Source organism: Caulobacter sp. FG7 (assembly GCF_057808875.1).
The window spans coordinates 50,795-76,839 of the sequence record NZ_JBMDIW010000010.1; the positions used below are offsets into that span (position 1 = coordinate 50,795).

The 26,045-nt window shown below is 70.0% G+C and carries 19 protein-coding genes; 10 read left to right on the plus strand and 9 right to left on the minus strand.

Going from position 1 to position 26,045, the window contains the following annotated elements; all coding sequences use genetic code 11:
- Positions 1 to 88 precede the first annotated feature (88 nt).
- The 3 genes from ACODR1_RS10225 (at position 89) to pyk (ending at position 5,926) form a co-directional block, all read left to right on the plus strand.
- Positions 89 to 1,594, plus strand: a complete 1,506-nt coding sequence (locus ACODR1_RS10225; protein WP_488880347.1) for a tryptophan halogenase family protein — start codon at positions 89 to 91, stop codon at positions 1,592 to 1,594.
- A 389-nt stretch (positions 1,595 to 1,983) separates the two neighbouring features.
- The gene (locus tag ACODR1_RS10230; protein ID WP_488880348.1) at positions 1,984 to 4,467 is read left to right on the plus strand and encodes a glycoside hydrolase family 3 protein; all 2,484 of its coding nucleotides are present in this window, start codon (positions 1,984 to 1,986) and stop codon (positions 4,465 to 4,467) included.
- Positions 4,468 to 4,495: 28 nt separating this feature from the next.
- Complete coding sequence (pyk, locus tag ACODR1_RS10235; protein WP_488880349.1) at positions 4,496 to 5,926, plus strand: pyruvate kinase; 1,431 nt, start codon at positions 4,496 to 4,498, stop codon at positions 5,924 to 5,926.
- A gap of 192 nt (positions 5,927 to 6,118) precedes the next feature.
- Here the strand turns inward: pyk and ACODR1_RS10240 are convergent, their stop codons facing one another.
- Both ACODR1_RS10240 and ACODR1_RS10245 read right to left on the minus strand, forming a co-directional pair.
- On the minus strand, positions 6,119 to 6,817 hold the full coding sequence (locus ACODR1_RS10240) for a Crp/Fnr family transcriptional regulator (RefSeq protein WP_488880350.1): 699 nt from the start codon (positions 6,815 to 6,817) through the stop codon (positions 6,119 to 6,121).
- Positions 6,818 to 7,135: 318 nt separating this feature from the next.
- Positions 7,136 to 7,639 carry a pyridoxamine 5'-phosphate oxidase family protein gene (locus ACODR1_RS10245; RefSeq protein ID WP_488880351.1) on the minus strand — a complete coding sequence of 168 codons (504 nt, stop codon included), beginning with the start codon at positions 7,637 to 7,639 and terminating at the stop codon, positions 7,136 to 7,138.
- A 169-nt stretch (positions 7,640 to 7,808) separates the two neighbouring features.
- Between ACODR1_RS10245 and ACODR1_RS10250 the strand changes: the two genes are divergently transcribed.
- Positions 7,809 to 8,135 carry a superinfection immunity protein gene (locus tag ACODR1_RS10250; RefSeq protein WP_488880352.1) on the plus strand — a complete coding sequence of 109 codons (327 nt, stop codon included), beginning with the start codon at positions 7,809 to 7,811 and terminating at the stop codon, positions 8,133 to 8,135.
- Between the two features lie 19 nt (positions 8,136 to 8,154).
- Here ACODR1_RS10250 and ACODR1_RS10255 read toward each other — a convergent pair whose 3' ends face one another.
- The 3 genes from ACODR1_RS10255 to ACODR1_RS10265 are packed head-to-tail and all read right to left on the minus strand — an operon-like array spanning position 8,155 to position 11,141.
- Positions 8,155 to 9,288, minus strand: coding sequence for an acyl-CoA dehydrogenase family protein (locus ACODR1_RS10255; RefSeq protein ID WP_488880353.1), 1,134 nt, complete (start codon positions 9,286 to 9,288; stop codon positions 8,155 to 8,157).
- A 1-nt stretch (position 9,289) separates the two neighbouring features.
- Complete coding sequence (locus ACODR1_RS10260) at positions 9,290 to 9,901, minus strand: 2-hydroxychromene-2-carboxylate isomerase (protein ID WP_488880354.1); 612 nt, start codon at positions 9,899 to 9,901, stop codon at positions 9,290 to 9,292.
- A gap of 31 nt (positions 9,902 to 9,932) precedes the next feature.
- The gene (locus tag ACODR1_RS10265) at positions 9,933 to 11,141 is read right to left on the minus strand and encodes an acyl-CoA dehydrogenase family protein (RefSeq protein ID WP_488880355.1); all 1,209 of its coding nucleotides are present in this window, start codon (positions 11,139 to 11,141) and stop codon (positions 9,933 to 9,935) included.
- Positions 11,142 to 11,330: 189 nt separating this feature from the next.
- Here ACODR1_RS10265 and ACODR1_RS10270 point away from each other — a divergent pair, with 189 nt between their 5' ends.
- Positions 11,331 to 12,989: a phosphatidylglycerol lysyltransferase domain-containing protein gene (locus tag ACODR1_RS10270; protein ID WP_101719507.1), complete on the plus strand. Its 1,659-nt coding sequence runs from the start codon at positions 11,331 to 11,333 to the stop codon at positions 12,987 to 12,989.
- Here ACODR1_RS10270 and ACODR1_RS10275 read toward each other — a convergent pair.
- A complete protein-coding gene (locus ACODR1_RS10275; protein WP_338065463.1) occupies positions 12,964 to 13,170 on the minus strand; it encodes a hypothetical protein in 207 nt (68 codons plus the stop codon). The two genes, ACODR1_RS10270 and ACODR1_RS10275, sit on opposite strands and share 26 nt — an antisense overlap.
- Positions 13,171 to 13,378: 208 nt before the next feature.
- Between ACODR1_RS10275 and ACODR1_RS10280 the strand changes: the two genes are divergently transcribed.
- From ACODR1_RS10280 to ACODR1_RS10290, 3 genes are all read left to right on the plus strand, one after another.
- Positions 13,379 to 16,372: a peptidoglycan-binding protein gene (locus tag ACODR1_RS10280; protein WP_488880356.1), complete on the plus strand. Its 2,994-nt coding sequence runs from the start codon at positions 13,379 to 13,381 to the stop codon at positions 16,370 to 16,372.
- Positions 16,373 to 16,474: 102 nt separating this feature from the next.
- Entirely contained in the window at positions 16,475 to 16,843 is a 369-nt protein-coding gene (locus ACODR1_RS10285; protein WP_488880357.1) for a hypothetical protein, read from the plus strand.
- 183 nt (positions 16,844 to 17,026) lie between these two features.
- The gene (locus tag ACODR1_RS10290; protein WP_488880358.1) at positions 17,027 to 17,488 is read left to right on the plus strand and encodes a DUF3429 domain-containing protein; all 462 of its coding nucleotides are present in this window, start codon (positions 17,027 to 17,029) and stop codon (positions 17,486 to 17,488) included.
- Here the strand turns inward: ACODR1_RS10290 and ACODR1_RS10295 are convergent.
- The 3 genes from ACODR1_RS10295 to ACODR1_RS10305 all read right to left on the minus strand — a co-directional run bounded on the left by ACODR1_RS10295 (position 17,485) and on the right by ACODR1_RS10305 (position 21,183).
- Positions 17,485 to 17,826 carry a hypothetical protein gene (locus tag ACODR1_RS10295; RefSeq protein ID WP_488880359.1) on the minus strand — a complete coding sequence of 114 codons (342 nt, stop codon included), beginning with the start codon at positions 17,824 to 17,826 and terminating at the stop codon, positions 17,485 to 17,487. The two genes, ACODR1_RS10290 and ACODR1_RS10295, sit on opposite strands and share 4 nt — an antisense overlap.
- Positions 17,827 to 17,902: 76 nt before the next feature.
- Positions 17,903 to 18,610, minus strand: coding sequence for a ligase-associated DNA damage response endonuclease PdeM (pdeM, locus tag ACODR1_RS10300; protein ID WP_488880433.1), 708 nt, complete (start codon positions 18,608 to 18,610; stop codon positions 17,903 to 17,905).
- Positions 18,611 to 18,624: 14 nt separating this feature from the next.
- On the minus strand, positions 18,625 to 21,183 hold the full coding sequence (locus ACODR1_RS10305; protein WP_488880360.1) for a ligase-associated DNA damage response DEXH box helicase: 2,559 nt from the start codon (positions 21,181 to 21,183) through the stop codon (positions 18,625 to 18,627).
- 129 nt (positions 21,184 to 21,312) lie between these two features.
- Between ACODR1_RS10305 and ACODR1_RS10310 the strand changes: the two genes are divergently transcribed.
- Positions 21,313 to 22,992, plus strand: coding sequence for a M20/M25/M40 family metallo-hydrolase (locus tag ACODR1_RS10310; protein ID WP_488880361.1), 1,680 nt, complete (start codon positions 21,313 to 21,315; stop codon positions 22,990 to 22,992).
- A gap of 198 nt (positions 22,993 to 23,190) precedes the next feature.
- Positions 23,191 to 26,004, plus strand: coding sequence for an ATP-dependent DNA helicase (locus ACODR1_RS10315; RefSeq protein ID WP_488880362.1), 2,814 nt, complete (start codon positions 23,191 to 23,193; stop codon positions 26,002 to 26,004).
- The last annotated feature ends 41 nt before the right edge of the window (positions 26,005 to 26,045 follow it).

Genomic DNA, 26,045 nt, shown 5'->3' on the forward strand with positions numbered 1-26,045 from the left:
ATGCCGGCGACGGGGATCTTGCGAGCCCGTCGCCGGCTCTTTTCCTGACACGCGCTACGCCAGAGGGCGCGAACGGGGAGGAAACGCCATGGATCGCGCCATAGGCTCGATCGCCATCCTCGGCGGCGGCACCGCCGGCTGGATGGCCGCCGCCGTGCTGGCCCAGGTGCTGCGCGGAACGAAGACGACCATCACCCTGGTCGAGAGCGCCGAGATCCCCACCGTCGGGGTGGGCGAGGCGACCATTCCGCCGATCGTCGACTTCCTGCGGCTGCTCGAGATCGACCAGGGCCAGTTCATGGCCGCCACCGAGGGCAGCTTCAAGCTGGGCATCCGCTTCGACGACTGGCGGGGCCTGGGCGAGCGCTACTGGCATCCGTTCGGAACCTTCGGGCCGTCGGTCGACCGCCGGCCCTTCCATCACGTCTGGCATCGGCTTGTCGCGGCGGGCGACGATCCCCGCGTCGAGGCCTACAGCCTGGCCACGGCCCTGGGCGACGCCGGCCGCATGGCCTTCGCCGACGGGACGGGGCAGGGGCCCCTTGGCGGCATGCGCCACGCCCTGCATTTCGACGCCGGCCTGGTGGCCAGGTTCCTGCGGACCTACTCCGAACAGCGCGGCGTGCGCCGGCTGGAGCGGCGGGTCGAGGGCGCGACCCTGAAGGACGACGGTTTCGTCGAGGCCCTGGTCCTGGACGGCGGCGAGCAACTGGCCGCCGACCTCTTCATCGACTGTTCGGGCTTCCGGGGCGTGCTGATCGAAGGCGCGCTGAAGACCGGCTACGAGGACTGGAGCGACTTTCTGCCGTGCGACCGGGCTGTGGCCGGCCTGACCGTGCGCGACGCCAATCCGCCGCCCTTCACCCAGGCCGCGGCGCGGCCGGCCGGCTGGCGCTGGCGGATCCCGCTGCGACACCGGACCGGCAACGGCTACGTCTATTCCAGCGCCCATGTCAGCGACGACGAGGCGCTGGCCGACCTGGAGCGCGAGGCCGGCAAGCTGCTGACCGAGCCGCGGGTGCTGAAGTTCACCGGCGGTCGCCGCAAGGCGTTCTGGAACCGCAACGTCGTGGCGCTGGGCCTGGCCTCGGGCTTCATCGAGCCCCTGGAGTCGACCAGCATCCACTTCGTGACCAGCGGCCTGATGAAGCTGCTCGACCACTTCCCGGATAGGGGCTTCGACGCGGCCAACATCGCCGACTACAACAACGCCCTGATCGCCGAGTACGAGGCCGCGCGCGACTTCATCGTGCTGCACTACCAACCCACCCGGCGTGAAGAACCGTTCTGGCGCGAGCGGGCGGCCGCGACGCTGCCTTCGGACCTGGCTGAACGACTGGCGCTCTATCGCGGCACGGGGCGCATTCCGCACAGGCCGACCGAGCTCTTCACCGAGCTTTCGTGGTTCTACGTGCTGGAGGGCATGGGCGTGCGGCCGCAGGCCTACGATCCGCTGGTCGACCTCTCCAGCCTGTCGCAGGTGCGCGAGGGGCTGGCGGGCTGGCGGCGGGGCGTGGCCGATATCGTCAAGGCAGCGCCCCTGCACGACGCGGCGCTGGACCAGATGGCGGGGCAAAGGCGTCCGGCGGCCTGAGGGCAGGACCGAGCCTGCGCAACGAAACGATACAAAATGAGGATAGACAGCGCTGTCAAGAAATGGTGTCTGATCGATGTGACCGCTATCGGCACGCGCCTCGAAGGGGCGGCGGGCAGGGCGGCCGCGCAACGAAACCAGGGAAGGAAACCGCTTTGGCCGATCGGCGCGCGACCGCGCCGCCGGGGCCTCATCGTCGCTCTTCGTCATTCATCCCGCTCCAGCGTCGACGCTGTTTCGTCGACGGGATGCCGCCTTCGGCTGTTCGGTCCCCCCTCCGGCCGACGGCGGTGGCTGGAGGCCCCTCCTGCAAGGGGTTGCTCCCACTACGGCGCGGCGGGCTCGCCGCGCCGATCTTTTCCGATTTTCTCGCTTTCAAGGGCCCCGTCATGAACCTTCGCCGTCCGCTCCTTCGCGCCTCGTCGCTGGCCTTGACCGTGGGCCTGGCCCTGCCGGCTCTGGCCGCACAGCCGAGCCTGATCGCGACGACCCCGCAGACCACGGCCCATCCTGAGCTGTGGCCGTCGGCCAAGAGCCCGGCCAGCATCACCGACGCCAAGACCGAGGCCTTCATCACCGACCTGATGAAGAAGATGAGCGTCGAGGAAAAGGTCGGCCAGACGATCCAGGGCGACATCGCCTCGATGACCCCGGCCGACCTGGCGACCTATCCGCTGGGCTCGATCCTGGCCGGCGGCAACTCGGCCCCCGACGGCAACGACCGCGCCACGCCCAAGGCCTGGACCGACCTGGTCGACGCCTATCGCAAGGAAGCCCTGGCCAAGCGTCCGGGCCGCACGCCGATCCCGCTGATGTTCGGCATCGACGCCGTGCACGGCCACAACAACATCGTCGGCGCGACGATCTTCCCGCACAATGTCGGCCTGGGCGCGATGCGCGACCCGGCGCTGATCGAGCGCATCGGCCGGGCCACCGGCGAAGAGGTGGCGGTGGTCGGCGGCGACTGGACCTTCGGGCCGACGGTGGCCGTGCCCCGCGACGACCGCTGGGGCCGCGCCTACGAAGGCTATGGCGAGGATCCTGAGATCGTCGCCAGCTATTCGGGCCCGATGACCCTGGGGCTGCAGGGCAAGCTGGAAGCCGGCAAACCGATCGCGCCGGGCCGCATCGCCGGCAGCGCCAAGCACTTCCTGGCCGACGGCGGCACCCAGGACGGGCGCGACCAGGGCAATGCGGTGATCTCCGAGCAGGAACTGGTCGCCGTCCACGCCCAGGGTTATCCGCCCAGCATCGACGCCGGCATCCTGACGGTGATGGCCTCGTTCTCCAGCTGGAACGGCCAGAAGATCACCGGCAACAAGACCTTGATCACCGACGTGCTGAAGGACCGCATGGGCTTCGAGGGCTTCGTGGTCAGCGACTGGAACGCCCACGGCCAGCTTCAGGGCTGCTCGAACGTCTCGTGCCCGCAGGCGATGAACGCAGGGCTCGACATGTATATGGCCCCCGACAGCTGGAAGGGCCTCTACGAGAACACCGTCAAGCAGGTGAAGTCGGGCGAGATCCCGATGGCGCGGCTGGACGACGCCGTGCGCCGCATCCTGCGGGTGAAGGTCAAGTCGGGCCTGTTCGACCGCGTGGCGCCCCAGGTGCAGGGCAAGTTCGACCGCCTGGGCTCGGCCGATCACCGGGCCATCGCCCGCGAGGCGGTCTCCAAGTCGCTGGTGCTGCTGAAGAACGACGGCGTGCTGCCGATCAAGGCCGGCGCCAACGTGCTGGTGGCCGGCGACGCCGACGACATCGGCAAGGCCTCGGGCGGCTGGACCCTGACCTGGCAGGGCACGGGCAACAAGAACAGCGACTTCCCCAACGGCCAGTCGATCTGGGGCGGCCTGAAGGAAGCGGTGGAAGCGGCCGGCGGCAAGGCGACCCTGGCCAAGGACGGCAAGTTCGCCGGCGCCAAGCCCGACGTGGCCATCGTGGTGTTCGGCGAGGATCCCTATGCCGAGTTCCAGGGCGACGTGGCCAACTTGGCCTATCAGCCGAACGGCAAGACCGACATCGAACTGCTGAAGAAACTGAAGGCCCAGGGGATCCCGGTGGTGGCGGTGTTCCTGTCGGGGCGTCCGCTGTGGGTGAACCCCGAGATCAACGCCTCGGACGCCTTCGTGGCCGCCTGGCTGCCGGGCTCGGAAGGCGGCGGCGTCGCCGACGTTCTGGTCGCCGGCAAGGATGGGAAGTCGAAGCGCGACTTCACCGGCAAGCTGTCGTTCAGCTGGCCCAAGCGCGCCGACCAGGGGCCGCTGAACCGCGGCCAGCCGGGCTACGACCCGCAGTTCGCCTATGGCTACGGCCTGTCTTACGCCAAGCCCGCCAAGGTGGGGGCGTTGTCGGAGAGCGCCGGCGATCTTGGAACCGCCGCCAGCGTCGACCGCTATTTCGTCGCGGGCCGCGTACCGGCCCCGTGGATGCTGAGCTTCTCGGGCGCGGGCGCGGTCAAGACGATCGACGCCGGGGCCCAGGAAAACGGCCGCCAGGCGACCTGGAGCGGGGAGGGCGAAGGCCTGCTGGCCGTCCAGGGGCCGCCGGTCGACCTGTCGCGCCAGACGACCGGCGACATGGCGGTGCTCGTGAGGTGGCGAGTCGACAAGGCGCCGGTTGCGCCGGTTTATCTGACTGTCGGTTGTGGCGAATCCTGCGGTGGGAGGCTAGACGTAACGTCAACGTTGTCAGGCTCGAAAATCGGCGAATGGCGTTCAGCCAAGATCAAACTTTCCTGTTTCCAGGCGGCGGGCGCCCAAATGGCGCACGTTTCCTCTCCATTCGGCCTGAGCACCTCGGGGCCGCTGACGATTTCGCTCACCGAAATCCAGTTGGCGTCCAACGAGGGCGACGCTTTCTGTCCCAAGTAACCCCCCACCAAGACAAAGGAGCGGCCGCATGATCCGCGCGCGTCGTTCCCGCATCGTCGCCACCATCGGCCCGGCCTCGGGTTCGCCGGAAATGATCGTCAAGCTGGCCAAGGCCGGCGCCGACGTCTTCCGCCTGAACTTCAGCCACGGCGCCCACGAGACCCACGCCGCCGTCTACGCCGCCATCCGCGCGGCCGAAGCGGTGGTCGGGCGTCCGCTGGGCATCCTGGCCGACCTGCAGGGGCCCAAGCTGCGCGTCGGCAAGTTCGCCGACGGTCCGGTTCAGCTGAAGCCCGGCCAGGCCTTCCGGTTCGATTCCGATCCGACCCCGGGCGACGAAACGCGGGTTCATCTTCCCCATCCCGAAATCCTGACCGCGATGAAGCCGGGCGCGACCCTGCTGCTCGACGACGGCAAGCTGCGGATGACCGTGACCGAAGCCGGCCCCGGCTACGCCGAGACCACGGTCGTCAACGGCGGCAAGCTGTCGGAGCGCAAGGGCGTGGCCGTGCCGGACGTCATCATCCCGATGTCGCCCCTGACGCCGAAGGACCGCGAGGACCTGGCCTTCGCGCTGCGCCTGGGCGTCGACTGGATCGCCTTGTCATTCGTGCAGGCCCCGGAAGACATGGCTGAGCTGCGTCGCATCGTCGAAGGCCGCGCCGCCGTTCTGGCCAAGATCGAGAAGCCGCAGGCCCTGCAGACCCTGGGTCCGATCCTGGATCTCTGCGACGGCGTGATGGTGGCCCGCGGCGACCTCGGCGTCGAAATGGCGCCGGAAGAGGTGCCGGTGGCGCAGAAGGAAATCCTGCGCGCCGCCCGTGAGCGCGGCATTCCGGTCATCGTCGCCACCCAGATGCTGGAGTCGATGACCAGCTCGCCGACCCCGACCCGCGCCGAGGCCTCCGACGTGGCCAACGCCGTCTACGAGGGCGCGGACGCGGTGATGCTGTCGGCCGAAAGCGCGGCCGGCGACTATCCCGAAGAGTCGGTGGCGATGATGAACCGCATCATCGAGCGCGTCGAACGCGACCCCCGCTGGCCCGAGCTGATGCAGGCCGAGCAGCCGCATGTCGACGAGGACGCCGACGTGCTGGTGGTCGCCGCCGCCGGCGCGGCCAAGTCGGGCTCGACCAAGTGCCTGGTGGCCTTCACCACCACCGGCGCGACGGCCCGCCGCCTGGCCCGCGAACGGCCGCTGCAGCCGGTGCTGGCCCTGTCGCCGAAGATCGAGGCCGTGCGCCGCATGGCCCTGGTCTGGGGCGTCGAGCCGCGCGTTTCGGCCCAGCCCGACAGCCTGGAGGTCGTCACCACCGACGCCGCCGCCCGGGCTCTGGAACTTGATCTCGCCAAGCCCGGCGAGCGCATCCTGATCGTCGCCGGCACGCCCTTCGGCGCCCCTGGCGCGGCCAACCTGCTGCGCCTGGCGCACGCGCCGTTCCCGGTGCGGAAGCGGTAGGTTCTTCGGTCGCCGATAAAGAAAAGGCCATCGCCTCGCGGCGGTGGCCTTTTTTGTTTGGGATGACGCCGCCTGCGGCGGCCCCCTCAGTCGCTCCGCGACAGCTCCCCCAGAGGGGGAACATCTTCTTGCCGCGGCATCCCCAGATCCGGCCCTCCGGGGGAGGTGGCCCGGAGGGCCGGAGGGGGTCTTCTACGTCCCGAACGGCTCCGGCAGCAGCCGTTCATAGCCCTTGCGCACTGCGCCGTAGCATTCGCAGGCGATGGCCTCGAGGCCCTGGCGGTCGAGGATGTCGACCACGCCGCGGCGATAGCGGATCAGGCCCTTGGCCTGCAGGGCGCCGGCCACGGCGGTGACCGTGGTGCGCTGGACGCCCAGCATGTCGGCCAGGAACTCCTGGGTCAGGCTGATGGTGTCGACGTCTATGCGGTCGCGGAAACCCAGCAGCCAGCGGCAGAAGCGGGCCTCCACCGCGTGCAGGGCGTTGCAGGCCACCGACTGGATCGCGTGGCCGAACAGCGCCTCGTTGTGGCGCTCGATCAGGTCGCGCAGCACCGCGCTGCGCTCGGCGCCTTCGCGCAGGGCCGTGGCGCTGATGCGCGACGCCCCGCCCGGGGCCTGGACGATGGCGCGCGACAGCGACTGGCGCGGCGAGATCGCGGCCATCAGGCCGAGCCCGCCCTCGCGGCCGATGGTGGCCGACTCGATGGCCGCGCCGTTCTCCATCAGCGTCATCAGCGAGATGACGCAGTCGTGCGGGAAGTAGACCGTGTCGATCTGATCGCCGGGATCGTACAGCAGCTTCCCCTTCTCCAGGTCCTGATGGGACAGCTGGGCGGCGATGTAGCCGAAATCCTCGGGGGGCAGGGAAGCGAGCAGACGGTTCTTCAAGGGATGTAGAGGCCCTGTCATGGCGAATCGAACGCCGGCTTGCGGCAAGGGTTGCAAGCTATAGGCAGGACTGAGGTGCGGCGCTGTCAGGTAGCCGACGCAATGCAGCGCCGTCGGGCCTAAATCGAGATGGGGCTATATTGTGGCCGTATGGGCTGCAATAGCTCCGACTATCTCGCCTATGTCGGGTTCCCGACAAAGAGTGTTGGCCGGGGCTGAAACTACAGAGAAATCAACGAGCGATCAGGGCTTTCCCCAAGGAAAAGGCCGCGCCGTCGCCGGCGCGGCCCTTGTCGTTGGTTAAGTCCGTGAACGGACTCAGGCGATGCCGATGTGAGCGCGATCGCCGAGGTCGGGCTTGCGGTCGGTGAGGTTGGCCTTGGCGATCTCCCAGGCGAAGCGGATCGCGCCGCCCTTGGAGATCCACAGCTCGGCGTCGCGGGCGTCCAGGCGCAGCAGGGTCAGGTGCGGATCGTCCTGGCCGTCGGGATACCAGGCGGCGACGATCGGCGACCACCAGCGCTGGATGCGGGCGGTGTCGTGGTCGCGGCTGAGGCGGCCGCCGATGCAGGCCTGGAAGTCGCTGTCCTTGGCCTGGACCACGAACATCGCGTCGCCGCCATCGGCCGCCACGGCCTGGGCCAGGTCGGTGTCGTCGCGGGTGAAGAACCAGATCTGGCCGGTCTCTGGCTCGGCGAAGGCGGTCATCGGCTGGTAGTGCTGGTGACTGTGGACGAGGCCCAGCATGCCGAATCGGGCCTGCTCGATTTCCTTCCAGAGACGCTTTTCGACGTCGGCCTTGTCGTGGGGATCGGTGCTCATGGCGGCTCCTGCGCTTTGCGGTAAGGCAGGAGAACCGGTCGAGAAAGGGGGCGGTTCCTAGGGCCAAGGTCTGGACCCGGCGCTCTGGCTTGCATAAACGGCTAGTGTGAACTCGCCTTAAGCGAGCGTCGAAGGCTCAGTCAGGCCTTTGCAATGGTTGGAGGGACGATTGCAGGATTTCAGCTATTGGGCGCTGATCTATGGCGCCGCGATCGTGCAGGTCGTCCTGACGGGCCTCGTCTACCTGATCCCGTTCTGGGCGGCTTCCAGCAGGGGGCATCCGCGCAAGATGTCGATCCTGGCGCTGAACCTGCTGCTGGGCTGGACGGTGGTGGGCTGGGCGGCGGCCCTGATCTGGGCGCTGACACCGCCGTCGCCGCGCGAGTTGCCCGAGGACGAGCAGATCCTGCGCTTCGCCGGTCTGCGCGACCGAGGGCTGATTACCGAGGCCGAGTTTCTGGCCAAGAAGCAGCAGATCCTGGGAAGCCCGGCCTGACCGGGCTTCCCGTGGCTTTCTAGAACCCCATGATCCGCGCGTAGCGGTCGCGGTGGAACGAAGCCCCGCCGAACAGGGCTTCGGCCACGCGGGCCCGTTTCATGTAGAGGCCGGAGTCGTGCTCGTCGGTCATGCCGATGCCGCCGTGCATCTGGACCATCTCGTTGGACGCCAGGTGCAGCACCTCGCTGGCCTTGGCCTTGGCGAGGGAGGCCAGGGCGCGGGCGTCGGCGCCGGCGTCCAAGGCCTCCAGAGCAGCCTCGACGCAGGAGCGGGTGGTCTCCAGATCCGTGAACCACTTGGCGGCGCGGTGCTGCAGGGCCTGGAACGTACCGATCACCTGGCCGAACTGGGTGCGGGTCTTCAGATAGTCGAGCGTGATCTCGAAGGCGGCGCTGGCCGTGCCCAGCATCTCGGCCGCCAGGCCCGCATAGGCGCGGTCGAGCACCGGTTCGAGGATCGCCCAGCCCTTGTCTGCCTCGCCCAGCACCGCTTCGGCGCCAACCTCGACGCCGTCGAAGGCGATCTGGGCGGCGCCGCGGCTGTCGGCCAGCGACAGGTGGGTGCGGACGACGCCGGGCGCGTCGCCGGGCACGAGGAACAGGGTGATCCCGTCGGTGTCGCCGCTGGCCCCGCCGGTGCGGGCGGCGACGATCAGCAGGTCCGCGGCCTCGCCGTCCAGGACGAAGGTCTTGGTCCCGTTCAGGACCCAGCCGTCGCCGCTTCTGGTGGCCGAAAGCGCGATCCGCGCCGGATTGTGGTGGGCGTGCTCGTCGATCGCCAGGGTGGCGACCGCCTCGCCGGTGGCGATCCTGGGCAGCCAGGCGGCCTTCTGGGCGTCCGAGCCGCCCAGGTCCAGCGCCGAGGCGGCGATCAGGGCGGTGGAGAGGAGGGGAGAGGCAGCCAGGGTCTTGCCGGTCTCTTCCAGGATCAGCCCCAGGCCCAGATAGCCGAAGCCCGAACCTTCGTAGGCCTCGGGCACGACCACGCCCGCCCAGCCCATCTGGCCCATCTCGCCCCAGGCGGCGGGGTCGAAGGTCTGCCTGGAGCCCTCGTTGCGCAGTTTGCGCAGGGCCGAGACCGGGGCGCTTTCCTGCGACCAGGCCTTGGCGGCGTCGCGCAGCATCGTCTGTTCTTCGGTCAGGACGGCCATGTCAGGCGCTCTCCATGTCTTGATGGCGGACGGCCCAGTCGAGGGCCTGTTCGAGACGGTCGTTGCCCCAGAAGAGCTCGCCGTCGGCGGTGACGAAGGAAGGGGCGCCGAACAGGCCGCGTTCGCGGGCCTGGCGCACGTGGTCTTTCAACTGGTCCTTGATCGGCGCCGAGGCGGCGGCCGCCAGCACGTGCTCGGGCCCCGCGCCGACGCCGGCGATCAGGGGCGCCAGCACCTCTGGATTGGAAATATCGAGGTCGTCGACGAAATTGGCCTGGTAGACGGCGCGGCTGAAGGCCGGCGTCCAGCCGTCTTCCAGTCCGCAGATCGCCACTCGCGCGGCCAGCAGGCTGTTGCGCGGGAACTGGCTGGGATGGTGCAGCGGCAGGCCCTCGCGGTCGCAGACCCGCTGCAGGTCGCGCCACATGTAGTCTCCCTTCACCGGGAAGGCGTTGAACGGGCTGTCGGTCAGGCCCTGCTGCTCGTTGAACAGCGGGCCGACGATGAAGGGCCGCCAATGCACCGCCACCCCGGCCTGATCGGCCAGGTGCTCCACCCGCATGGCGGCGGGGTAGGAGTAGGTGGAGGCGAACTCGTACCAGAACTCGATCATGACCTTGTCTCCGCTGCTTGGCGGAAGGCTGTCACTGGTGATCGAGCAGGCCAAGCACGCGCTTGGCGACGACGTTCAGATTGACCTCGCTGGTGCCGCCTTCGATCGAATTGCCCTTGGCGCGCAGCATCGCACGCAGGGCGGCGATCTCGTCGGGGGCGAAGCCTTCGCCTTCCCAGCCAAGACCTTGGAGACCGAGCGCCTCGACCAGGAGCTCGGTGCGCTCCTGGTTCATCTTGGCGGCGGCGTACTTGATGATCGAGACGGCGGCGCTGGGACCCGAGCCGGTCTTGGACTCGGCTTCCGCGCGGCGCACGGTCAGCAGGAAGGCGTGGGCGTCCATCTTGTGGGCGGCGATGCGGGCGCGCAGGTCGCCGTCGGCGATGCGGCCTTCGCTGTCGACGCCGACATGGGTCTTGGCCGCCTCGGCCACGTCGAGCCCGGCGTTGCCGCCAAAGCCCGAGGCCGAGATGTTCTGGCGTTCGTACTGCAGCAGGCGCTTGGCGATCTCCCAGCCGCCGTTGACCTTGCCGACCAACTGCTCCTTGGGAACCTTCACATTGTCGAAGAAGGTCTCGCAGAACGGCGAGGAGCCGCTGATCAGCTTGATCGGCCGGGCCTCGACGCCGGGCGAGGTCATGTCGAACAGCACGAACGAGATGCCTTCGTGCTTCTTGGAGGTGTCGGTGCGCACCAGGCAGAAGATCCAGTCGGCCTGGTCGGCATAGCTGGTCCACACCTTCTGGCCGTTGATCAGCCAGTGGTCGCCCTTGTCCTCGCACTTGGTCTGGAGCGAGGCGAGGTCGGAGCCGGCGCCCGGCTCGCTGTAGCCCTGGCACCAGCGGGTCTCGCCGCGCACGATACCGGGCAGGAAGCGCTGCTTCTGCTCCTCGGTGGCGTACTCCAGCAGCACCGGGCCCAGCATCCAGACGCCGAAGCTCATCAGGGCGGGGCGGGCCTTGATGCGGCGCAGCTCCTGTTCGAGCACCTTGTTCTGGGCCTTGGAAAGGCCGCCGCCGCCGTACTGAGTGGGCCACATCGGCGCGGTCCAGCCCTTGTCGGCCATGCGGTCGAGCCAGAGCTTGGCGTCGGGGTTCTTCCATTGCGCCTTGCGGCCGCCCCAAGGGGCTTCCTTCTCGTCCGTCATCGGCGTGCGCATCGACGGCGGGCAGTTGGCCTCCAGCCAGGCGCGCGTCTCGGCGCGGAAGGTGTCGAGTTCGGTGGCGCCGAAGTCGGCCATGGGGGCTCTCCCTGGATCGTGCCGGGCGCTTGGCGGCCCGCTTCGAGGCCCAGACTACGCCACGCAACGCCGGGAGCAAGTCGATTCAAACGATCGTTCGCATCGCCATGCGCGACGAGAGGCGGCCAGACGCGTTATAGAAGCGCCGATGACGTTTCCCGGTCCGGGATTCGCCGTTCAGGGGTCTTGATGTCCGCGCCAGAACTGAGACCCGCCGCTCTGGCGGTCGCACCGACTCTCGCCGCCATCCTGGCCGCCTCGGCCGGCGTGCTGCTGCTGGCGTCCGGCGCGACACCGTCCGAGCCGACGCGTTTCGCGATCCTGCTGGCCTTCGCGCCGTCGGCGCTGATCGAGATCAGCCACTTCGTCTCGTCGATCATCGGGCTTGTGCTGGTGCTGCTGGCCTTCGGCCTGCGCGCGCGTCTCGACGCGGCCTGGTGGGCCAGCCTGGTGATGCTGGCCGCCGGCGCGGTGCTGGCGATCTTCAAGGGCCTGAACTGGGAGGAGACGGCGACCCTGACCGCCTTCTTCGTGGCCATCCTGCCGTTCCACGAAGCCTTCCCGCGCAAGGCGGCCCTGTCGCGGATGGAGATCACGCCCGGCTGGCTGCTGTCGGCGGCCGCAGCCATCGGCGGGGCGGCGTTCCTGGGCTGGTGGATGTTCAACCACGTCGAGTACGCCGACCGCTCGTGGATGCGGATCATGGGCGACCGCGAGGCCGCCCGCGCCATCCGCTCGTCGATCGCCGCGGCGGTGGTGCTGATGGGCATCGGCGTCTGGCGGCTGATCGCCACCCCGGCCACGCCCCCGGTCGTCGACGACACCGACCCCGACTTCGACCGCGTGCGCGCCATCCTGGCCAAGGCGGAAGCCGCCGAGCCGGCCTCGAACCTGGCCTTGCTGGGCGACAAGCGCTTCCTGTTCTCGGCGTCGGGCGAGAGTTTCCTGATGTTTGGCGTGCGTCGCCGCTCGTGGATCGCCCTGGGACCGCCGATCGGCCGCCACGACGAGCGCATGGAGCTGTTCTGGCGCTTCCGCGAGCTGGCCGACGCCCATGCCGCGCGCGCCGGCTTCTACGCCCTGGGCCCGGAAGACCTGCCCGACACCGTCGATCTGGGTCTAGCCATCCAGAAGACCGGCGAGAGCGCCATCGTGCCGCTGGAAAGCTTCACCCTGGCCGGTCGTCGCCGCGAAGTCCTGCGCCGCAACTGGCGCAAGGCAGGCGAGGGCGGGGCGGCGTTCGAGGTGCTGCCGGCCGGCGCGGCCATGACCGTGATGGCCGAGCTGCGGGTGATCTCCGACGCCTGGCTGGGCCACCACGCCGGCGGCGAGAAGAGCTTCTCGATGGGCGGCTTCGATCCGCGCTACGTGGCAGAGTTCCCGGTCGCCCTGGTGCGCTCGGAAGGCCGCATCGTCGCCTTCGCCACCCTGTGGACCACGGCCCACAAGGCCTCGTTCTCGATGGACCTGATGCGCTACTCCGACGAGGCGCCCAAGAACATCATGGACTACCTGTTCGTCGAGCTCCTGCAGTGGGGCAAGGCGGAGGGCTATACGGCGTTCGAGTTCGGCATGGCCCCGCTGGCGGGTCTGGACGACCGGCCGTTGGCCCCGATCATGTCGCGCGTGGGGCGTCTGCTCTACGAGCGCGGCGAGGGGATCTACAATTTCCAGGGCGTGCGCCGGTACAAGGACAAGTACGATCCCGTCTGGCAGCCGCGCTACATTGCCGCGCCTCGCCGCTGGGCCATCCCTTTCCTGCTCGCCGACATCGGCCTCCTGTCGTCCGGCGGCATGTCCGGCCTGACGAAACGGCCGCGGCCTAATAGCGCGGGTCGCCCGTCTTAAAGCCCAGAAGATTGAGCGCGTGAGCGGCCAGAAGCAGGGTCGCCACCGCCGTCGCCATCATCATCGGGCGCCATGGCGCCATGCGCGGACCCTTTGCGGGGTTGGAAGGGCGCGCCCCCAGCCAGCCGAACAGCACGGTGAGGGCGAGCGTCGTCGCGCCCGCGATCAGGGTGAGGGTCATGTCCATGGGCCGCAGATGGCCTGCGACAATCGGTCTGGCAATAGGTTAATACGCATTAACACATTGGAACCAAATCCTCTGTAGATACTTTGGTAACTGTGTCTGTTAACCTGTCCACAGGAACGCTAAATCTAGCGTTTACCGTCGCGTTTACACGCTAGGAATCGGTGACTAGCGTGGGTCCCCAGGTGCGGGGAGAGCGATTCGCATGACTGCTGCAGCGCCATGGAGCGTAAAGGGAATTGACCCGAAGGCACGGGAGGTCGCCAAGGACCTCGCCCGTCGCTCGGGCATGACCCTTGGCGAGTGGTTGAACCGGATGATCATCGAGGGTGATTCCGCCGGTTTCGACGCGCCTCCCGCCGATCCCGTTAATGATACCGGTCGTTCGAACGGCCGCTCTGTTTACCTTGAAGCCGATCGCGCCGAGGCGCCGCCGCGCATCGAAGCGCCCGAGCATCCCGCCGACGAGGTGGGCCGCATGGCGTCGGCGCTCGACCGTCTGACCCAGCGCATCGAGGTCGCCGAGGCCCGCTCGGCCCAGGCCATCACCGGCATCGACCAGTCGGTGCGCGGCGCGCTGCAGCGCCTGTCGCATTCCGAACGCGAGCAGATCGCCGTCGCCGCCCGCTTCGAGGGCCTGGCCGACGAGATCAAGACCGAGCAGACCCGCAACGCCGAGCGTCTGCGCCGCATCGAGAACGAAGCCGCCGGCCCGCGCTCGGCCGAGGCCCTGCGCGCGCTGGAAAGCGCCGTCGGCCGCGTGGCTAACCACCTGTACGAAGGCGAAGGCCGCACCCGCGAGACCCTGGCGGCCCTGGAAGCCAAGGTCGCCGCCCAAGCCGCCGCGCCCGCCGCCGGTCTGGTCGACGAGGTCGTCGCGCGCCTGCAGGAACGCCTGGAAGCCGCCGAGGCCCGCACCGCCGAGGCGCTGCAGCAACTGGGCGGTTCGTTCCAGGCGCTCGACACCCGCCTGTCGGCCGTCGAGGGCGAGGGCGGCAGCGCCCAGAAGCGCCTCGAGGAACTGGCCGGCAGTCTGTCGGCCAAGATGGAGGCCGCGCGCGCCGAGATGGCCGCCAAGTTGCGCGAGACGGCCGACGGCCGCTTCGACCGCATGGAGCGCAAGCTGGGCGAGATGACCGCCCACATCCAGGCCGCCGAAGCGCGCTCGGCCCAGGCGATCGAGCGCATGGGCCGCGAGGTCGTCGGCCTGGCCGACGCCTTCAACCGCCGCATCCAGACCTCCGAAGCCCGCCAGGCCAACGCCATCGAGCAGGTCGGCGGCGAGGTGGCCCGCATCGCTTCGAGCGTCGAGCACAAGCTGAACCGCGCCGACAGCGTCCAGGCCCAGGCCCTCGAGAAGCTGGGCGTCGAGATCGCCCGCATCACCGAGAAGTTGGCCGAGCGCATCAGCGCCTCGGAGCGCCGCAACGCCCTGGCCATCGACGACGTCGGCGACCAGGTGGTTCGGGTCACCGACCGCCTGAACCAGCGCGCCGAGCGCAGCTCGCAGGAACTGATCGACCGCATCCGCCAGAGCGAGGAGCGCACGGCGCGCCTGCTCGACGAGGCCCGCGAGAAGATCGACACCCGCCTGGCCGACGCCCAGCGTCGCCTGGCCGAAACTCCGGCTCCCGCGCCGGCGCCGGCCCGTGCGGCCGCGCCCGCGGCTTCGCCGTTCGATGCCGATCGCTTCTCGTTCGGCGCCGAGACCGTCTCCGAGGACGTGTTCGACCAGCCGGCCTTCCCGCAGGCGGCCTTCCAGGCGCCCACGGTCGCTTCGCAGGTCGCCACGCCTGCGCCGGCCCCGACCGTCGACACCGGCTGGTCGGCCTCGGGCGGGTTCGACGCCGACTTCCCGGTCGAGGAGCCCGAGGCTCCCGGCTTCGCCGACGAGGACTTCGAGGCCGCCGACGGTTTCTCGGCGACCCCGCGCATCGAGGCGCCGTCGTTCGAGGCCGACGCCTTCGATCCCGAGCCCGAACTGCCGATGGCCCCGGCCCGCGCCCTGTCGACCCGTGAGGTGATCGAGCAGGCCCGCGCCGCCGCCCGCGCCGCGGCCGCCGGCGCCGAGACCAAGGCGAAGACCAAGGCCGACAAGGCCGCGGCCAAGTCGCTGTTCGCCGGCTTCGGCAAGGCGCTGCAGAAGAAGGACAAGCGTTCGTCCTCGACCTTGGTCACCGCGCTGCTGGTCTCGGCCGGCGCTGCTGCCCTGGGCGTCGGCACGGCCGGCCTGACCCTGTTGCCCAAGGACAGCGACGGCGCGCTCAACGACCGGGTGGCCCGCGCCATCGCCGGTCGCGCCGCCGACATCGAGATCAAGACCCGCGAAGCCGACACCACCCCGGCCCAGCCGCGTGTGGCCATGGCCGTCGTGACGCCCGCCGCCCAGCCGGGCGCGGCCCAGGCGCCCGCCGAGGCCGAAGCGCCGGCGCCCGCCGCCGTCGACGAGGGCGCGGCCCTGTTCGCCGAGGCGGTCAGCCGCCTGGAAGCCAAGGATCGCGGCGGCCTGGTCCTTCTGCGAAAGGCCGCCAACCTCGGACAGCCCAAGGCCCAGTTCCTGCTCGCCAAGATGGCCGAGATGGGCGAGGGCGGCGTCAAGAAGGACTTGGCCGAGGCCCGCCGCTGGTACGAGCGCGCGGCCCAGGGCGGCGATCCCAGCGCCATGCACAACATCGCCCTGTTCGCCTATCGCGGCGACGGCGGAGCCAAGAACCTGACCACGGCCGCCAACTGGTTCCGCAAGGCCGCCGAAACCGGCCTTGTCGACAGCCAGTTCAACCTGGCGCAGCTGTACGAAAACGGCCGCGGCGTCGCCCAGAACCCGGCCGAGGCCTATCGCTGGTACCTGATCGCGGCCCGCGCCGGCGACGCCGACGCCCGTGGCCGCGCTTCGGCCCTGCGCGGCCAGCTGACGCCGGAAAGCCAGCGCATCGCCGAGCGTTCGGCCGAAGCTTTCCGCTCGCGCCTGGCCGCCGCGCCGCGCACGACCCAGGTGGCGACCGCCGCCGCGCCGTCGGCCGGCACGGCCACCGCCCAGCGCGCGCTGTCCAGCCTCGGCTATTACCAGGGCCCCAAGGACGGCGTTTCGTCGCCGGCCCTGCGCATGGCCGTCCAGGCCTATCAGCGCGACCAGAACCTGCCGGCCTCCGGCGCTCTGGACGGCGAGACCCTGAACCGCCTGTCGGCCTTCGCGCGCTAGGCGACGGCGCACGGCGTCCGAGGGTTGAGTTGGCTGCAGGGCTGATCCATTAGGCGAGGGCGCGGGGGCTTCCCGCGCCTTCGTCATTCTGGGGGCTCTTGCATGCCGTTCATCGCAAAACACCTTTCGGCCCTGCGCCGCTGCGCGGCCGCCGTCCTGGCGACGGCCGGCCTGCTGGCGATCGCGCCGAGCGCCGCCTCGGCTGCCGACACCCTGGTTATTCCTGACGCATCGGTGGTGAAGTACGTCGTCGACTCCAGCGGCATTGTCTATCTGCGCAACCTGAATGACGTGGATGCGACCTGGGCGGGCTGCTGCCACTATTTCTGGATGAACCTGGGCACCGAGGCGGGCAAGGCGCAGTTCTCGGCCTTCCTGACCGCCCGCGCCACGCGCACGCGGCTGGTGATCTATGCGGCGTCGAAGGCCGGCTCGCCGAGTGAACCGCTCTATCACGTCGGGGATTTCTGACGCGCACTCCGGCGTGGACCTGGGCGCCGACCTCGGTAATAGTCACCGTTTCGATGCAAACCGGGCCGGGTGAAACAATCCCGGGCCAGGTTCGGACTAGGGTTTGCGCGATCGACCGGGACGCCGGAGATCGCGGACGGGGCGGGGGAAGGCTTTCGGGCCTGCCGGAGGAGTGACGAGCTGATGACGGATCACGTGACCGAACGCGTGCCGGTTCCGCGCGCCGTATGGGTGTTCGGCCTTTTCACGCTGGCGCCGTTCGTCATCGCCTCGGGGCTGTTCTGCTACGGGCCCCAGGGCCAGCGCGGCCCGGCGCTGGTGGCGCTGCTCGCCTATTCGACGGCGATGCTCTCGTATCTCGGCGGCGTGCGCTGCGGGCTTGAGATCGACCATGTCCAGCCGCGATGGATGACGCTGGGCCTGTCGCTGCTGCCGCCGCTGGCCGGCGTGGCCCTGATGCTGGGGGCCGAGCGCTTCGGCGCCGCCTGGCAGCTTTCCGGCTTCCTGTTCGTGTTCCTGCTGCAATGGCTGTGGGACGTCACCAGCCACGAGGGCCCGGCCTGGCGGCCCCGCCTGCGCACCCTGCTGACCACCGGCGCGGCCCTGTCGCTGGCCTTCGCGCTCGAACAAGCCCTGGCGCTCTAGCGCGTCGCCACGGCCTTTCGCGCCAGCGGATCGTCGAGGCATGCCTTGGCCACCGCGTGGTTCAGCTTGGCCTTCTTCTTTTCCAGCCTGTGGGTCAGCGCGCCGCCCGCCGCAGCGCCGGCGAAGGGCATGACCACGTTGCCGCCTACGCCGACCACGGCGCGGACGATGCGGTGCTCGTTATATTGCTCGGCCTCGGCGCGGGCCTTGCGGCACCTGGCGCTGTCGTAGCGCGGATGGCTGGCGTCGAGCCTGGCGACAGTGTCGCGCGGGGCGGGGTTGCTGGCGCAGGCCGACAGCGCCAGAAGGGCGGCAAGGCTCGGGATCAGCAGGCGCATGGAGCGGGGTCTCACGGGTGGAGGTTTCCGGGCAAACGCCGCCGGACGCCTCGGCGATCCCAGGGCCCAGCTTGCCTTAGTCCGGCCGCAGCGACTTGGGCCCCACCGCGTGCACCCGCCTGCCGCCAAGCGCGCCGGCCAGGGGCGGGGCGGAAAACAGGCCCGCGAACGCCTCGTCGAGGATGTTGAGGCCGCCCGTATAGGCTCCGAAGGCCGGCAGGATCAGGCGCTGGCCGTCGGTGACGAAGCAGCGCTTGCGCACGCTGCCGCGACCGCTGGAGACACGGGCGGCGGGGTGCAGGTGACCCGCGACCTCGCCGGGCTGGAGGCCGGGTTCGGGCTCGTGGCGCAGGATCAGGCCGCCGATGGAAAGCTCGTCGATCACCTGGCCGGGCAGGGCGCGCGGACCGTCGGCGTCGTGGTTGCCGACCGCCCAGATCAGGTCGCGGCCGACCGACAGGGCGCGCAGCCGCTCTGCGTCGTCGGCCGCGAGGCGACCCTCGGCCGCCCCGTCGTGGAAGCTGTCGCCTAGGAAGATCAGCGTCGCCGGCGCCAGCGCCGCGACCTCGGCCTCCAGCCGCGTCAGGGTCTCGCGGGTGTCGTAGGGCGGCAGCATCTGGCCGAAACGCGCGGCGTAGGACGAGCCCTTCTCGAAGTGCAGGTCGGCGACCACCAGGGCGCGCTCGGCCTCCAGCCACAGGCCGCCCGAGCCGCGCAGCAGCACCGTTCGCTGGGCCATCAGGACCGCCAGGCCGCCACAGTCGCTGGGCTGGAACCTCGTCATCAGGCCAGGTGGGGTCAAGACAGCGCCTCCGCGATCAGGTCTTCCTCCGCCTCGGCCAGGATCATGTCGCTGGCGGCGTCGCCCGGCGCGCGCTCGCGGCCGATCTCCAGCATGATCGGCACGGCGAAGGGCGAAACCTTGTCCAGCGCCGCGTGGCGGATCCGGCCCTTGATGCGGGCCAGAAGGTCGCCCAGCCGCGCCACGTCCAGTTGGCCGGTCGCCGCATCGGCGCGGGCGCAGCGCAGCAAGAGGTGGTCTGGCTGGTGCTTGCGCAGCACGTCGTAGATCAGGTCGGTCGAGAAGGTCACCTGCCGGCCCGATTTCTCCTCGCCGGGATAGCGCCGTTCGATCAGGCCGCCGACCAGGGCGCAAGCCTTGAAGGCGCGCTTCATCAGGAAGCTCTCGTTCAGCCAGTCCTCGAGGTCGTCGCCCAGCATGTCCTGGTCGAACAGGTCATCGAGGTCCAACTCGTCCATCGGCTTCAGCGACCAGACGTTCAGTGCGTAGTCGTTGCACACGAAGCCCAGCGGCCCCACGCCCAGCCGGTCCAGCCGCCGGGTCAGCAGCATGGCCAGGGTGGTGTGGGCCAGCCGCCCCTCGAACGGATACATGACCATGTGGAACCGCTTCCCGCGCGGGAAGGTCTCCAGCAGCATCTCGTCCTCGTCGGGGATCAGCGAGCGGGCCTTCTGGTAGGCCATCCACTCCTGGACATCGGGGGGCAGGGCGGTCCACTCGGCCTCGTCGTGCATCATCTTGCGCACGCGCGACGCCAGATAGGTCGAGAGCGGGAACTTCGAGCCGCCCCAGCTGGGCATCTTCGGGTCCTTGGCCGGGGCGGGCGAGACATAGGCGTCGGCCCCCACCAGGCTGTTGAACCGCCAGACCTGGCCGGCGAACACGAAGGTGTCGCCGGGCGTCAGCTGCTCGAAATAGCCTTCCTCGGCTTCGCCGATCTTGCGCCCGCCCATTGGTCTGCGGCCGCCGCCGATCCTGACGTTGACCACGGCCGGAGAGACGATGGCGCCGACGTTCATGCGGTGGCGCTGGACGACCTGGGCGTTGCGGGCCTTCCAGAAGCCGTCGGCGTCTTCGACGATCCGGCGGAAGCGGTCGTAGGTCTTCAGGGCGTAGCCGCCGGTGGAGACGAAATCGACGACGGTCTCGAAGTCTTCCCACGACAGGTCGGCATAGGGGCCGGCGGAGCGGACCTCGTCATAGAGGTCGACCAGCTTGAAGGGCTCTGAGCAGGCGCAGCCCATCACGTGCTGGGCCAGGACGTCGAGGGCCCCCACGCGGGCCGGCTCGCCGTCGAGGTGGCTTTCCAGGATGGCGTCGGCGGCGGCGCGGCACTCCAGCATCTCGAAGCGGCTGGCGGGCACGAAGAGGGCGCGGCTGGGCTCGTCCAGCCGGTGGTTGGCCCGACCGATCCGCTGGACCATCCTGGAGGCCCCCTTGGGCGCGGCCAGCTGGATGACGAGATCGACGTCGCCCCAGTCGATGCCCATGTCCAGCGTCGAGGTGCAGACCACGGCGCGCAGGTCGCCCCGGGCCATGGCCGCCTCGACCTTGCGCCGCTGCTCGGCCGACAGGCTGCCGTGGTGCAGGGCGATCGGCAGGCCCTCGTCGTTGAGCTTCCACAGTTCCTGGAACGCGAACTCGGCCTGGAAGCGCGTGTTGACGAACACCAGCGCCGTGCGGGACTGGCGGATGATCTCGTAGACCTCGGTCATGGCGTGCTGGGCCGTGTGTCCGGCCCACGGCACCCGGCCGCCGGAGACGAGGACTTCCACGACCGGCTGGGCGCCGCCTGAGCCGAGGACGAGGTCGACGCTCAGATCCTCCCCCCGAAGGGGGAGGTGGCCCGGAGGGCCGGAGGGGGGAGGGGCTGCTGAGGTGGGTTCACTTCCCCCTCCGTCGGCTTCGCCGCCACCTCCCCCTTCAGGGGGAGGATTTTTTCCCAGCCACCGCCGCACCAGATCCGGATCGTCCACCGTCGCCGACAGGCCCACCCGGCGCATTCGCGGCGCGAAGGTCTGCAGTCGCGCGATGTCCAGCGCCAGCAGGTCGCCGCGCTTGGAGGGCCACATGGCGTGGGCCTCGTCGACGATCACGCACGACAGGTCGGCGAAATACTCCCGCGCGCCTTCCCAGGCGCAGAACAGGGCCAGCTGCTCTGGCGTGGTCAGCAGGATGTCGGGCGGGCGGATCCGCTGGCGGGCCTTGCGGCTTTCGCCGGTGTCGCCGGTGCGGCTCTCGGCGACGATGGAGAGGCCCATCTCGCGGATGGGCGTCATCAGGTTGCGCTCGACGTCGACGGCCAGGGCCTTGAGCGGCGAGATGTAGAGGGTGTGGATGCCGGCCGGCGTGTTGCGCGGCGCCCGCTGCGAAAGCTCGATCAGGCTGGGCAGGAAGCCCGCCAGGGTCTTGCCGCCGCCGGTGGGGGCGATCAGCAGGGCGTCGCGGCCGGCCTTGGCCTTCTCGATCATTGCCAGCTGGTGGGCGCGTGGAGACCAGCCACGGGCGGCGAACCACTCGGAAAAGCGCGGGGGAAGCAGGTCGGCCGGAACCATCGACGGGGCTATAGCATGTTCCTGTTCTGTTTCTGGCGGGGAATCGACAGTTCCGACAGAACGACGTGCGAAGTTTGCGTATCCAGGCGGAGCTTCCTAGGGTCGGCCCGCAATTTCCGGAGTTCGCCCATGTCCCCCCGCGCCGCCCTTCTGCTGACCGCCGCCCTGGCCCTGCCGGCCCTGGCCCATGCGCAGGACGCCAAGGTCGACAGCGGCCCGATCGATCCGGCCAAGCTGTCGGAGATCACCCGCGTGCTGGCCAGTGACGAGTTCCTCGGCCGCGCCCCGGGCGGTCCGGCCGAGCAGAAGACCACCGACTACATCGCCGGCCAGTTCAAGGCGCTGGGCCTGGAGCCGGCCGGCGACGCGGGCAGCTACACCCAGAAGGTGCCGCTGGTGCACACCCGCATCGACGGCCCGGTGGCCATGAGCTTTTCCACCGCCGGCGGCGCAGTGGCCCTGGGCCAGGGCGAGCAGGCCCAGGTCATGACCCTGCTGCCGGTCGACAAGGTGGCGATCAAGGACGCGCCGCTGGTGTTCGTCGGCTATGGGGTTTCGGCGCCCGAGCGCGGCTGGGACGACTTCAAGGGCGTGGACCTCAAGGGCAAGGTCGCCGTCTTCCTGATCAGCGACCCCGACCTGGAGGCCGAGGCCGGCGAGCCCGCCTACGGCAAGTTCGGCGGCAAGGCGGCCACCTACTACGCCCGCTGGACCTACAAGTACGAGGAGGCCGTGCGCCGTGGCGCGGTCGGCGCGCTGATCGTTCACGAGACCCTGGGCGCGGGCTACGGCTGGTCGACGGTGAAGGCCTCGAACGGTGAGGGCTACGACATCGTCCGTCCCGACCCGGCCAAGGAGAAGCTGCAGCTGCAAGGCTGGATCCAGCGCGACGTGGCCGTCGACCTCTTCAAGCGCTCGGGCCTGGATTTCGAGGCGCTGAAGCGCTCGGCGCGCGAGCCGTCGTTCAAGCCGGTGGCGTTGAAGGGCGCGGTCTTCTCGGCCGCCTACAAGGTGGCCCACGAGCCGATGGTCAGCCACAACGTGGTCGCCCGTCTGCCGGGTACGACCCATGCCGACGAAAGCCTGATGTACGCCGCCCACTGGGACGCCTACGGCGTGGGCGCGCCGGACGCGCAAGGCAAGACGATCCGTCCGGGCGCGGCCGACGACGCCATCGGCGTGGCCGGCGTGATCGAGGTGGCGCGCGCCTTCAAGCAGGGCCCGGCGCCACAACGCTCTATCGTCTTCGCCGCCTGGACGGGCGAGGAGCGTGGCCTGCTGGGCTCGGAATACTACGCCGTGAAGGCCGGTGACGCGGCCCTGGGCAAGATGGCCGCCAACTACACCCTCGACGTGCTGCAGACGGCCGGTCCGGCCAAGGACATCGTGCTGGTCGGCGCCGGCCAGAACGAGCTGGAGCAGGGCCTGGCCAAGGCCGCGGCCGCGCAAGGGCGCACGGTGACGCCGGACGCCAAGCCGGAGCGGGCGCTGTTCTATCGCGCCGACCACTTCTCGCTGGCCAAGCGCGGCGTGCCGGTGCTGCTGGTGATGGGCCTTGGCGGTGGAGCCGACCTCTTGAACGGCGGTCGCGCGGCCGGCGACGCCTGGGTCGCCGACTACACCGCCCGCTGCTACCACCAGCCCTGCGACGCCTGGAGCGCCGATTGGGACCTGCGCGGCGCGGCCCAGGACGTGGCCCTGGTCTACGAAGCCGGCAAGGCGATCGCCAATTCGCGCGTCTGGCCCGACTGGAACGCCGGCTCGGAGTTCAAGCCGGTGCGGGCGGCCAGCGCGGGTCAGCGGAAGTAAGGCAGACCAAACCCCGTAAAATCCCCGCGAAAGCGGGGACCCAGGTGTTTTATCGTCGAGCGCCGCGCCTTGCAGAAAAGCCTGGGTCCCCGCTTTCGCGGGGATTGTGCGGATGAAGGGGCTGGATTTTACGGGAGAGGGAGCAGGCGCGCTGAGTTCCCCGTTCGTTTCCCCGCGCCAAAGTGTTAATCCACGCTCGTGAGCGCGCTTCCTCCGAATCTTGACCTTGCCCCGGCCCTAGTGGTTCTGCCCGGCCCGCGCGCCGGACTGGCTGACGGTTCGGGCGAGGGGCGGGTGATCCGGCCGCCGGACGCCCGCGACCTGTTCGAGCACGGGCCGGTGCTGGTCGCCCACGCGGCCATGACGGCCAAGCGCCTGAACCTGCACGCCCCGCTGCGCTATCCCGGCATCTTCGACGTGCTGGAGCTCTACGCCTTCACCCGGCCGGCGACCTTCTGCGCGCCGTCGTCGGTGGGGCTGGCCATGGCCTTGGGCCTGCCGGAACCGAAGGGGGCGGCCGCCCAGGCCCAGACCCTGCGCGAGGCCGCCGACTTCCTGCTGCGCGAACTGGCCCTGACGCCCCGCCCTTCGCGTGAGGAGGCCCTGGCCGTGGCCGAGACCCTGGCCCGGGCCGGCTGGTCGTGGGGACCGGCGGTGGTCGGCGCCCTGCGCTCGGTTCCGGTCGGCAACCAGTTCAGAAGCTCCGGCCTCGATGTCTGGAGCCGTCTCGTCGAATGGGAAGACCAGGCGCCGCTGGGCGAGCCGCTGTCGCGCCCGATCGATCCCGAGGCCGCCTCCGAGCGCCTGAAGTCGCTGCTGGCTCGCGCCGGTCTCGACGAGGTGCGCGAGGCCCAGGACACCTACGCCCGGGAGGCCTCGTTCGCCTTCCAGCCCCGGGACCGTGAAGGCGAGCCTCGCATGATGCTGGCCGAGGCCGGCACCGGCGTCGGCAAGACCCTGGGCTATCTGGCGCCCGCCAGCGTCTGGGCCGAGGCCAACGGCCCGTCGGTGTGGATCAGCACCTACACGCGGGCTTTGCAGCGCCAGATCGAGCGCGAGAGCGCCGCAATCTATCCCGACCCGCAGGTGCGGGCCCGCAAGGCGGTGGTCCGCAAGGGGCGCGAGAACTACCTGTGCCTGCTGAATCTGCAGGAGCAGGTCAACAGCGCCCAGCTGGGCAATGGCGACCTGGTGGGCCTTGCCTTGGCCGCGCGCTGGGCGCGGGTCAGCCGCGACGGCGACATGACCGGCGGCGACTATCCGGCCTGGCTGCCGACCCTGTTCGCCGTGCCGCCGTCGGCTCAAGCCAGCGCCGCCAACCTGGTCGACCGCCGGGGCGAGTGCATCCACGCCGGCTGCCAGCACTATCGCGTCTGTTTCATCGAAAAGGCCGTGCGGGCCTCAAAGCGCGCCGACATCGTCATCGCCAACCATGCCCTGGTCATGACCCAGGCGGCCTTCGACGGCGCGCGCACGGCGCGGGGCTTGAAGGGCGACAACGAGACGACGGCGGTCAAGCGGGTGGTGTTCGACGAGGGCCACCACCTGTTCGACGCCGCCGACAGCGCCTTCTCGGCCGCCCTTTCCGGCGCGGAGGCCGCTGAGCTGCGCCGCTGGATCCGCGGTCCGGAAGGGCGCGGGCGGCGGGGCAGGGGACTGGAAAACCGCCTGCTCGACATCCTGGGCGACAAGGAAAGCGCCCGCCAGGCCCTGAGCGCGGTGATCCAGGCGGCGACCGCCCTGCCGGGCGAGGGCTGGTCGGGACGGATCGCGCCGCCTGACGGCCAGGTCAATCCGATCGGGCCGATCGAGAACTATCTCGTCGCCGTCATCGAGCAGCTGCGCGCCCGCACCAGCGAGCGCGGCGGACCGGAACTGGGCCTGCAATGCGCCGCCCGCCCGGCCGTCGACCTGGTGCGCGAGCGGGCCGGCGAGGCCGCCCGGGCCCTGGCCGGGGTCGAGGCCCCGCTGCTGGCCCTGGCCCGCCAGCTGGAGGACGTGCTCGACGAGGACGCCGAGCACCTGGGGCCGTCCGAACGCGCCCGCATCGAAGGCGCGCTGCGGGGCCTGGACCGCCGGGCGCGCATGACCCTGCCGGCCTGGCGCTCGATCCTGAAGGCCATCGACGAGGATGCGGAGGACGACCCCGACTTCGTCGACTGGTTCGAGGCGACCTTCCTCTATGGCCGGGTCGTCGATGCGGCCTGCCGCCGCCACTGGGTGGATCCGACCGAGCCGCTGCGGGCGGCGGTGCTGTCCCCTGCTCACGGCGTGCTGGTGACCAGCGCCACCCTTGTCGATCCGGCGCTGGAGGATCCCTTCGCCCTGGCCGAGATGCGCACGGGCGCGGCCCGCCTGCCGCAGCCGCCCAAGGTGCTGCGCCTGGCCTCGCCCTTCGACTACGAGAAGAACGCCCGCGCCTTCGTCGTCACCGACGTCAACAAGGAGGACGCGCGCCAGGTCTCGGCGGCCATGCGCGAGCTGTTCCTGGCCGCCAACGGCGGGGCGCTGGGCCTGTTCACCGCCATCCGGCGGCTGAAAGCGGTGCATGAGCGTATCGCCGCGCCCTTGGCCGACAAGGGCCTGCCGCTCTACGCCCAGCATGTGGACCCGCTGGAGGCCGGCGCCCTGGTCGACATCTTCCGGGCCGAGGAGGACGCCTGTCTCCTGGGCACAGACGCGATCCGGGACGGCGTCGACGTGCCGGGCCGGTCCTTGCGCCTGCTGGTCTTCGACCGCGTGCCCTGGCCGCGTCCGGACATCCTGCACAAGGCCAGGCGGACCAAGTTCGGCGGCAAGGGCTACGACGACTCCATCGCCCGCGCCCGCATCAGCCAGGCCTTCGGTCGCCTGATCCGCCGGGCCGAGGACCGGGGCGTCTTCGTCATGCTGGATGCGGCCGCCCCCACGAGGCTCTTTTCAAGTCTGCCCGAAGGGGTGACCATCGAGCGACTCACGCTCGTGGAAGTCATTGAAGCGACGGCCGCATTTCTGTCCGAAGCGCGCGATTAAACGAGCCGTGAGCATCCTCCGTGGGGGGAGGATTCCAGGAG

Coding starts and splice junctions, on each gene's coding strand:
- ACODR1_RS10225 (WP_488880347.1), top strand. CDS start 89: ATGGATCGCGCCATAGGCTCGATCGCCATCCTCGGCGGCGGCACCGCC.
- ACODR1_RS10230 (WP_488880348.1), top strand. CDS start 1,984: ATGAACCTTCGCCGTCCGCTCCTTCGCGCCTCGTCGCTGGCCTTGACC.
- pyk (WP_488880349.1), top strand. CDS start 4,496: ATGATCCGCGCGCGTCGTTCCCGCATCGTCGCCACCATCGGCCCGGCC.
- ACODR1_RS10245 (WP_488880351.1), bottom strand. CDS start 7,639: ATGAGCACCGATCCCCACGACAAGGCCGACGTCGAAAAGCGTCTCTGG.
- ACODR1_RS10255 (WP_488880353.1), bottom strand. CDS start 9,288: ATGGCCGTCCTGACCGAAGAACAGACGATGCTGCGCGACGCCGCCAAG.
- ACODR1_RS10260 (WP_488880354.1), bottom strand. CDS start 9,901: ATGATCGAGTTCTGGTACGAGTTCGCCTCCACCTACTCCTACCCCGCC.
- ACODR1_RS10265 (WP_488880355.1), bottom strand. CDS start 11,141: ATGGCCGACTTCGGCGCCACCGAACTCGACACCTTCCGCGCCGAGACG.
- ACODR1_RS10270 (WP_101719507.1), top strand. CDS start 11,331: ATGTCCGCGCCAGAACTGAGACCCGCCGCTCTGGCGGTCGCACCGACT.
- ACODR1_RS10275 (WP_338065463.1), bottom strand. CDS start 13,170: ATGACCCTCACCCTGATCGCGGGCGCGACGACGCTCGCCCTCACCGTG.
- ACODR1_RS10280 (WP_488880356.1), top strand. CDS start 13,379: ATGACTGCTGCAGCGCCATGGAGCGTAAAGGGAATTGACCCGAAGGCA.
- ACODR1_RS10285 (WP_488880357.1), top strand. CDS start 16,475: ATGCCGTTCATCGCAAAACACCTTTCGGCCCTGCGCCGCTGCGCGGCC.
- ACODR1_RS10290 (WP_488880358.1), top strand. CDS start 17,027: ATGACGGATCACGTGACCGAACGCGTGCCGGTTCCGCGCGCCGTATGG.
- ACODR1_RS10295 (WP_488880359.1), bottom strand. CDS start 17,826: ATGCGCCTGCTGATCCCGAGCCTTGCCGCCCTTCTGGCGCTGTCGGCC.
- pdeM (WP_488880433.1), bottom strand. CDS start 18,610: ATGACGAGGTTCCAGCCCAGCGACTGTGGCGGCCTGGCGGTCCTGATG.
- ACODR1_RS10305 (WP_488880360.1), bottom strand. CDS start 21,183: ATGGTTCCGGCCGACCTGCTTCCCCCGCGCTTTTCCGAGTGGTTCGCC.
- ACODR1_RS10310 (WP_488880361.1), top strand. CDS start 21,313: ATGTCCCCCCGCGCCGCCCTTCTGCTGACCGCCGCCCTGGCCCTGCCG.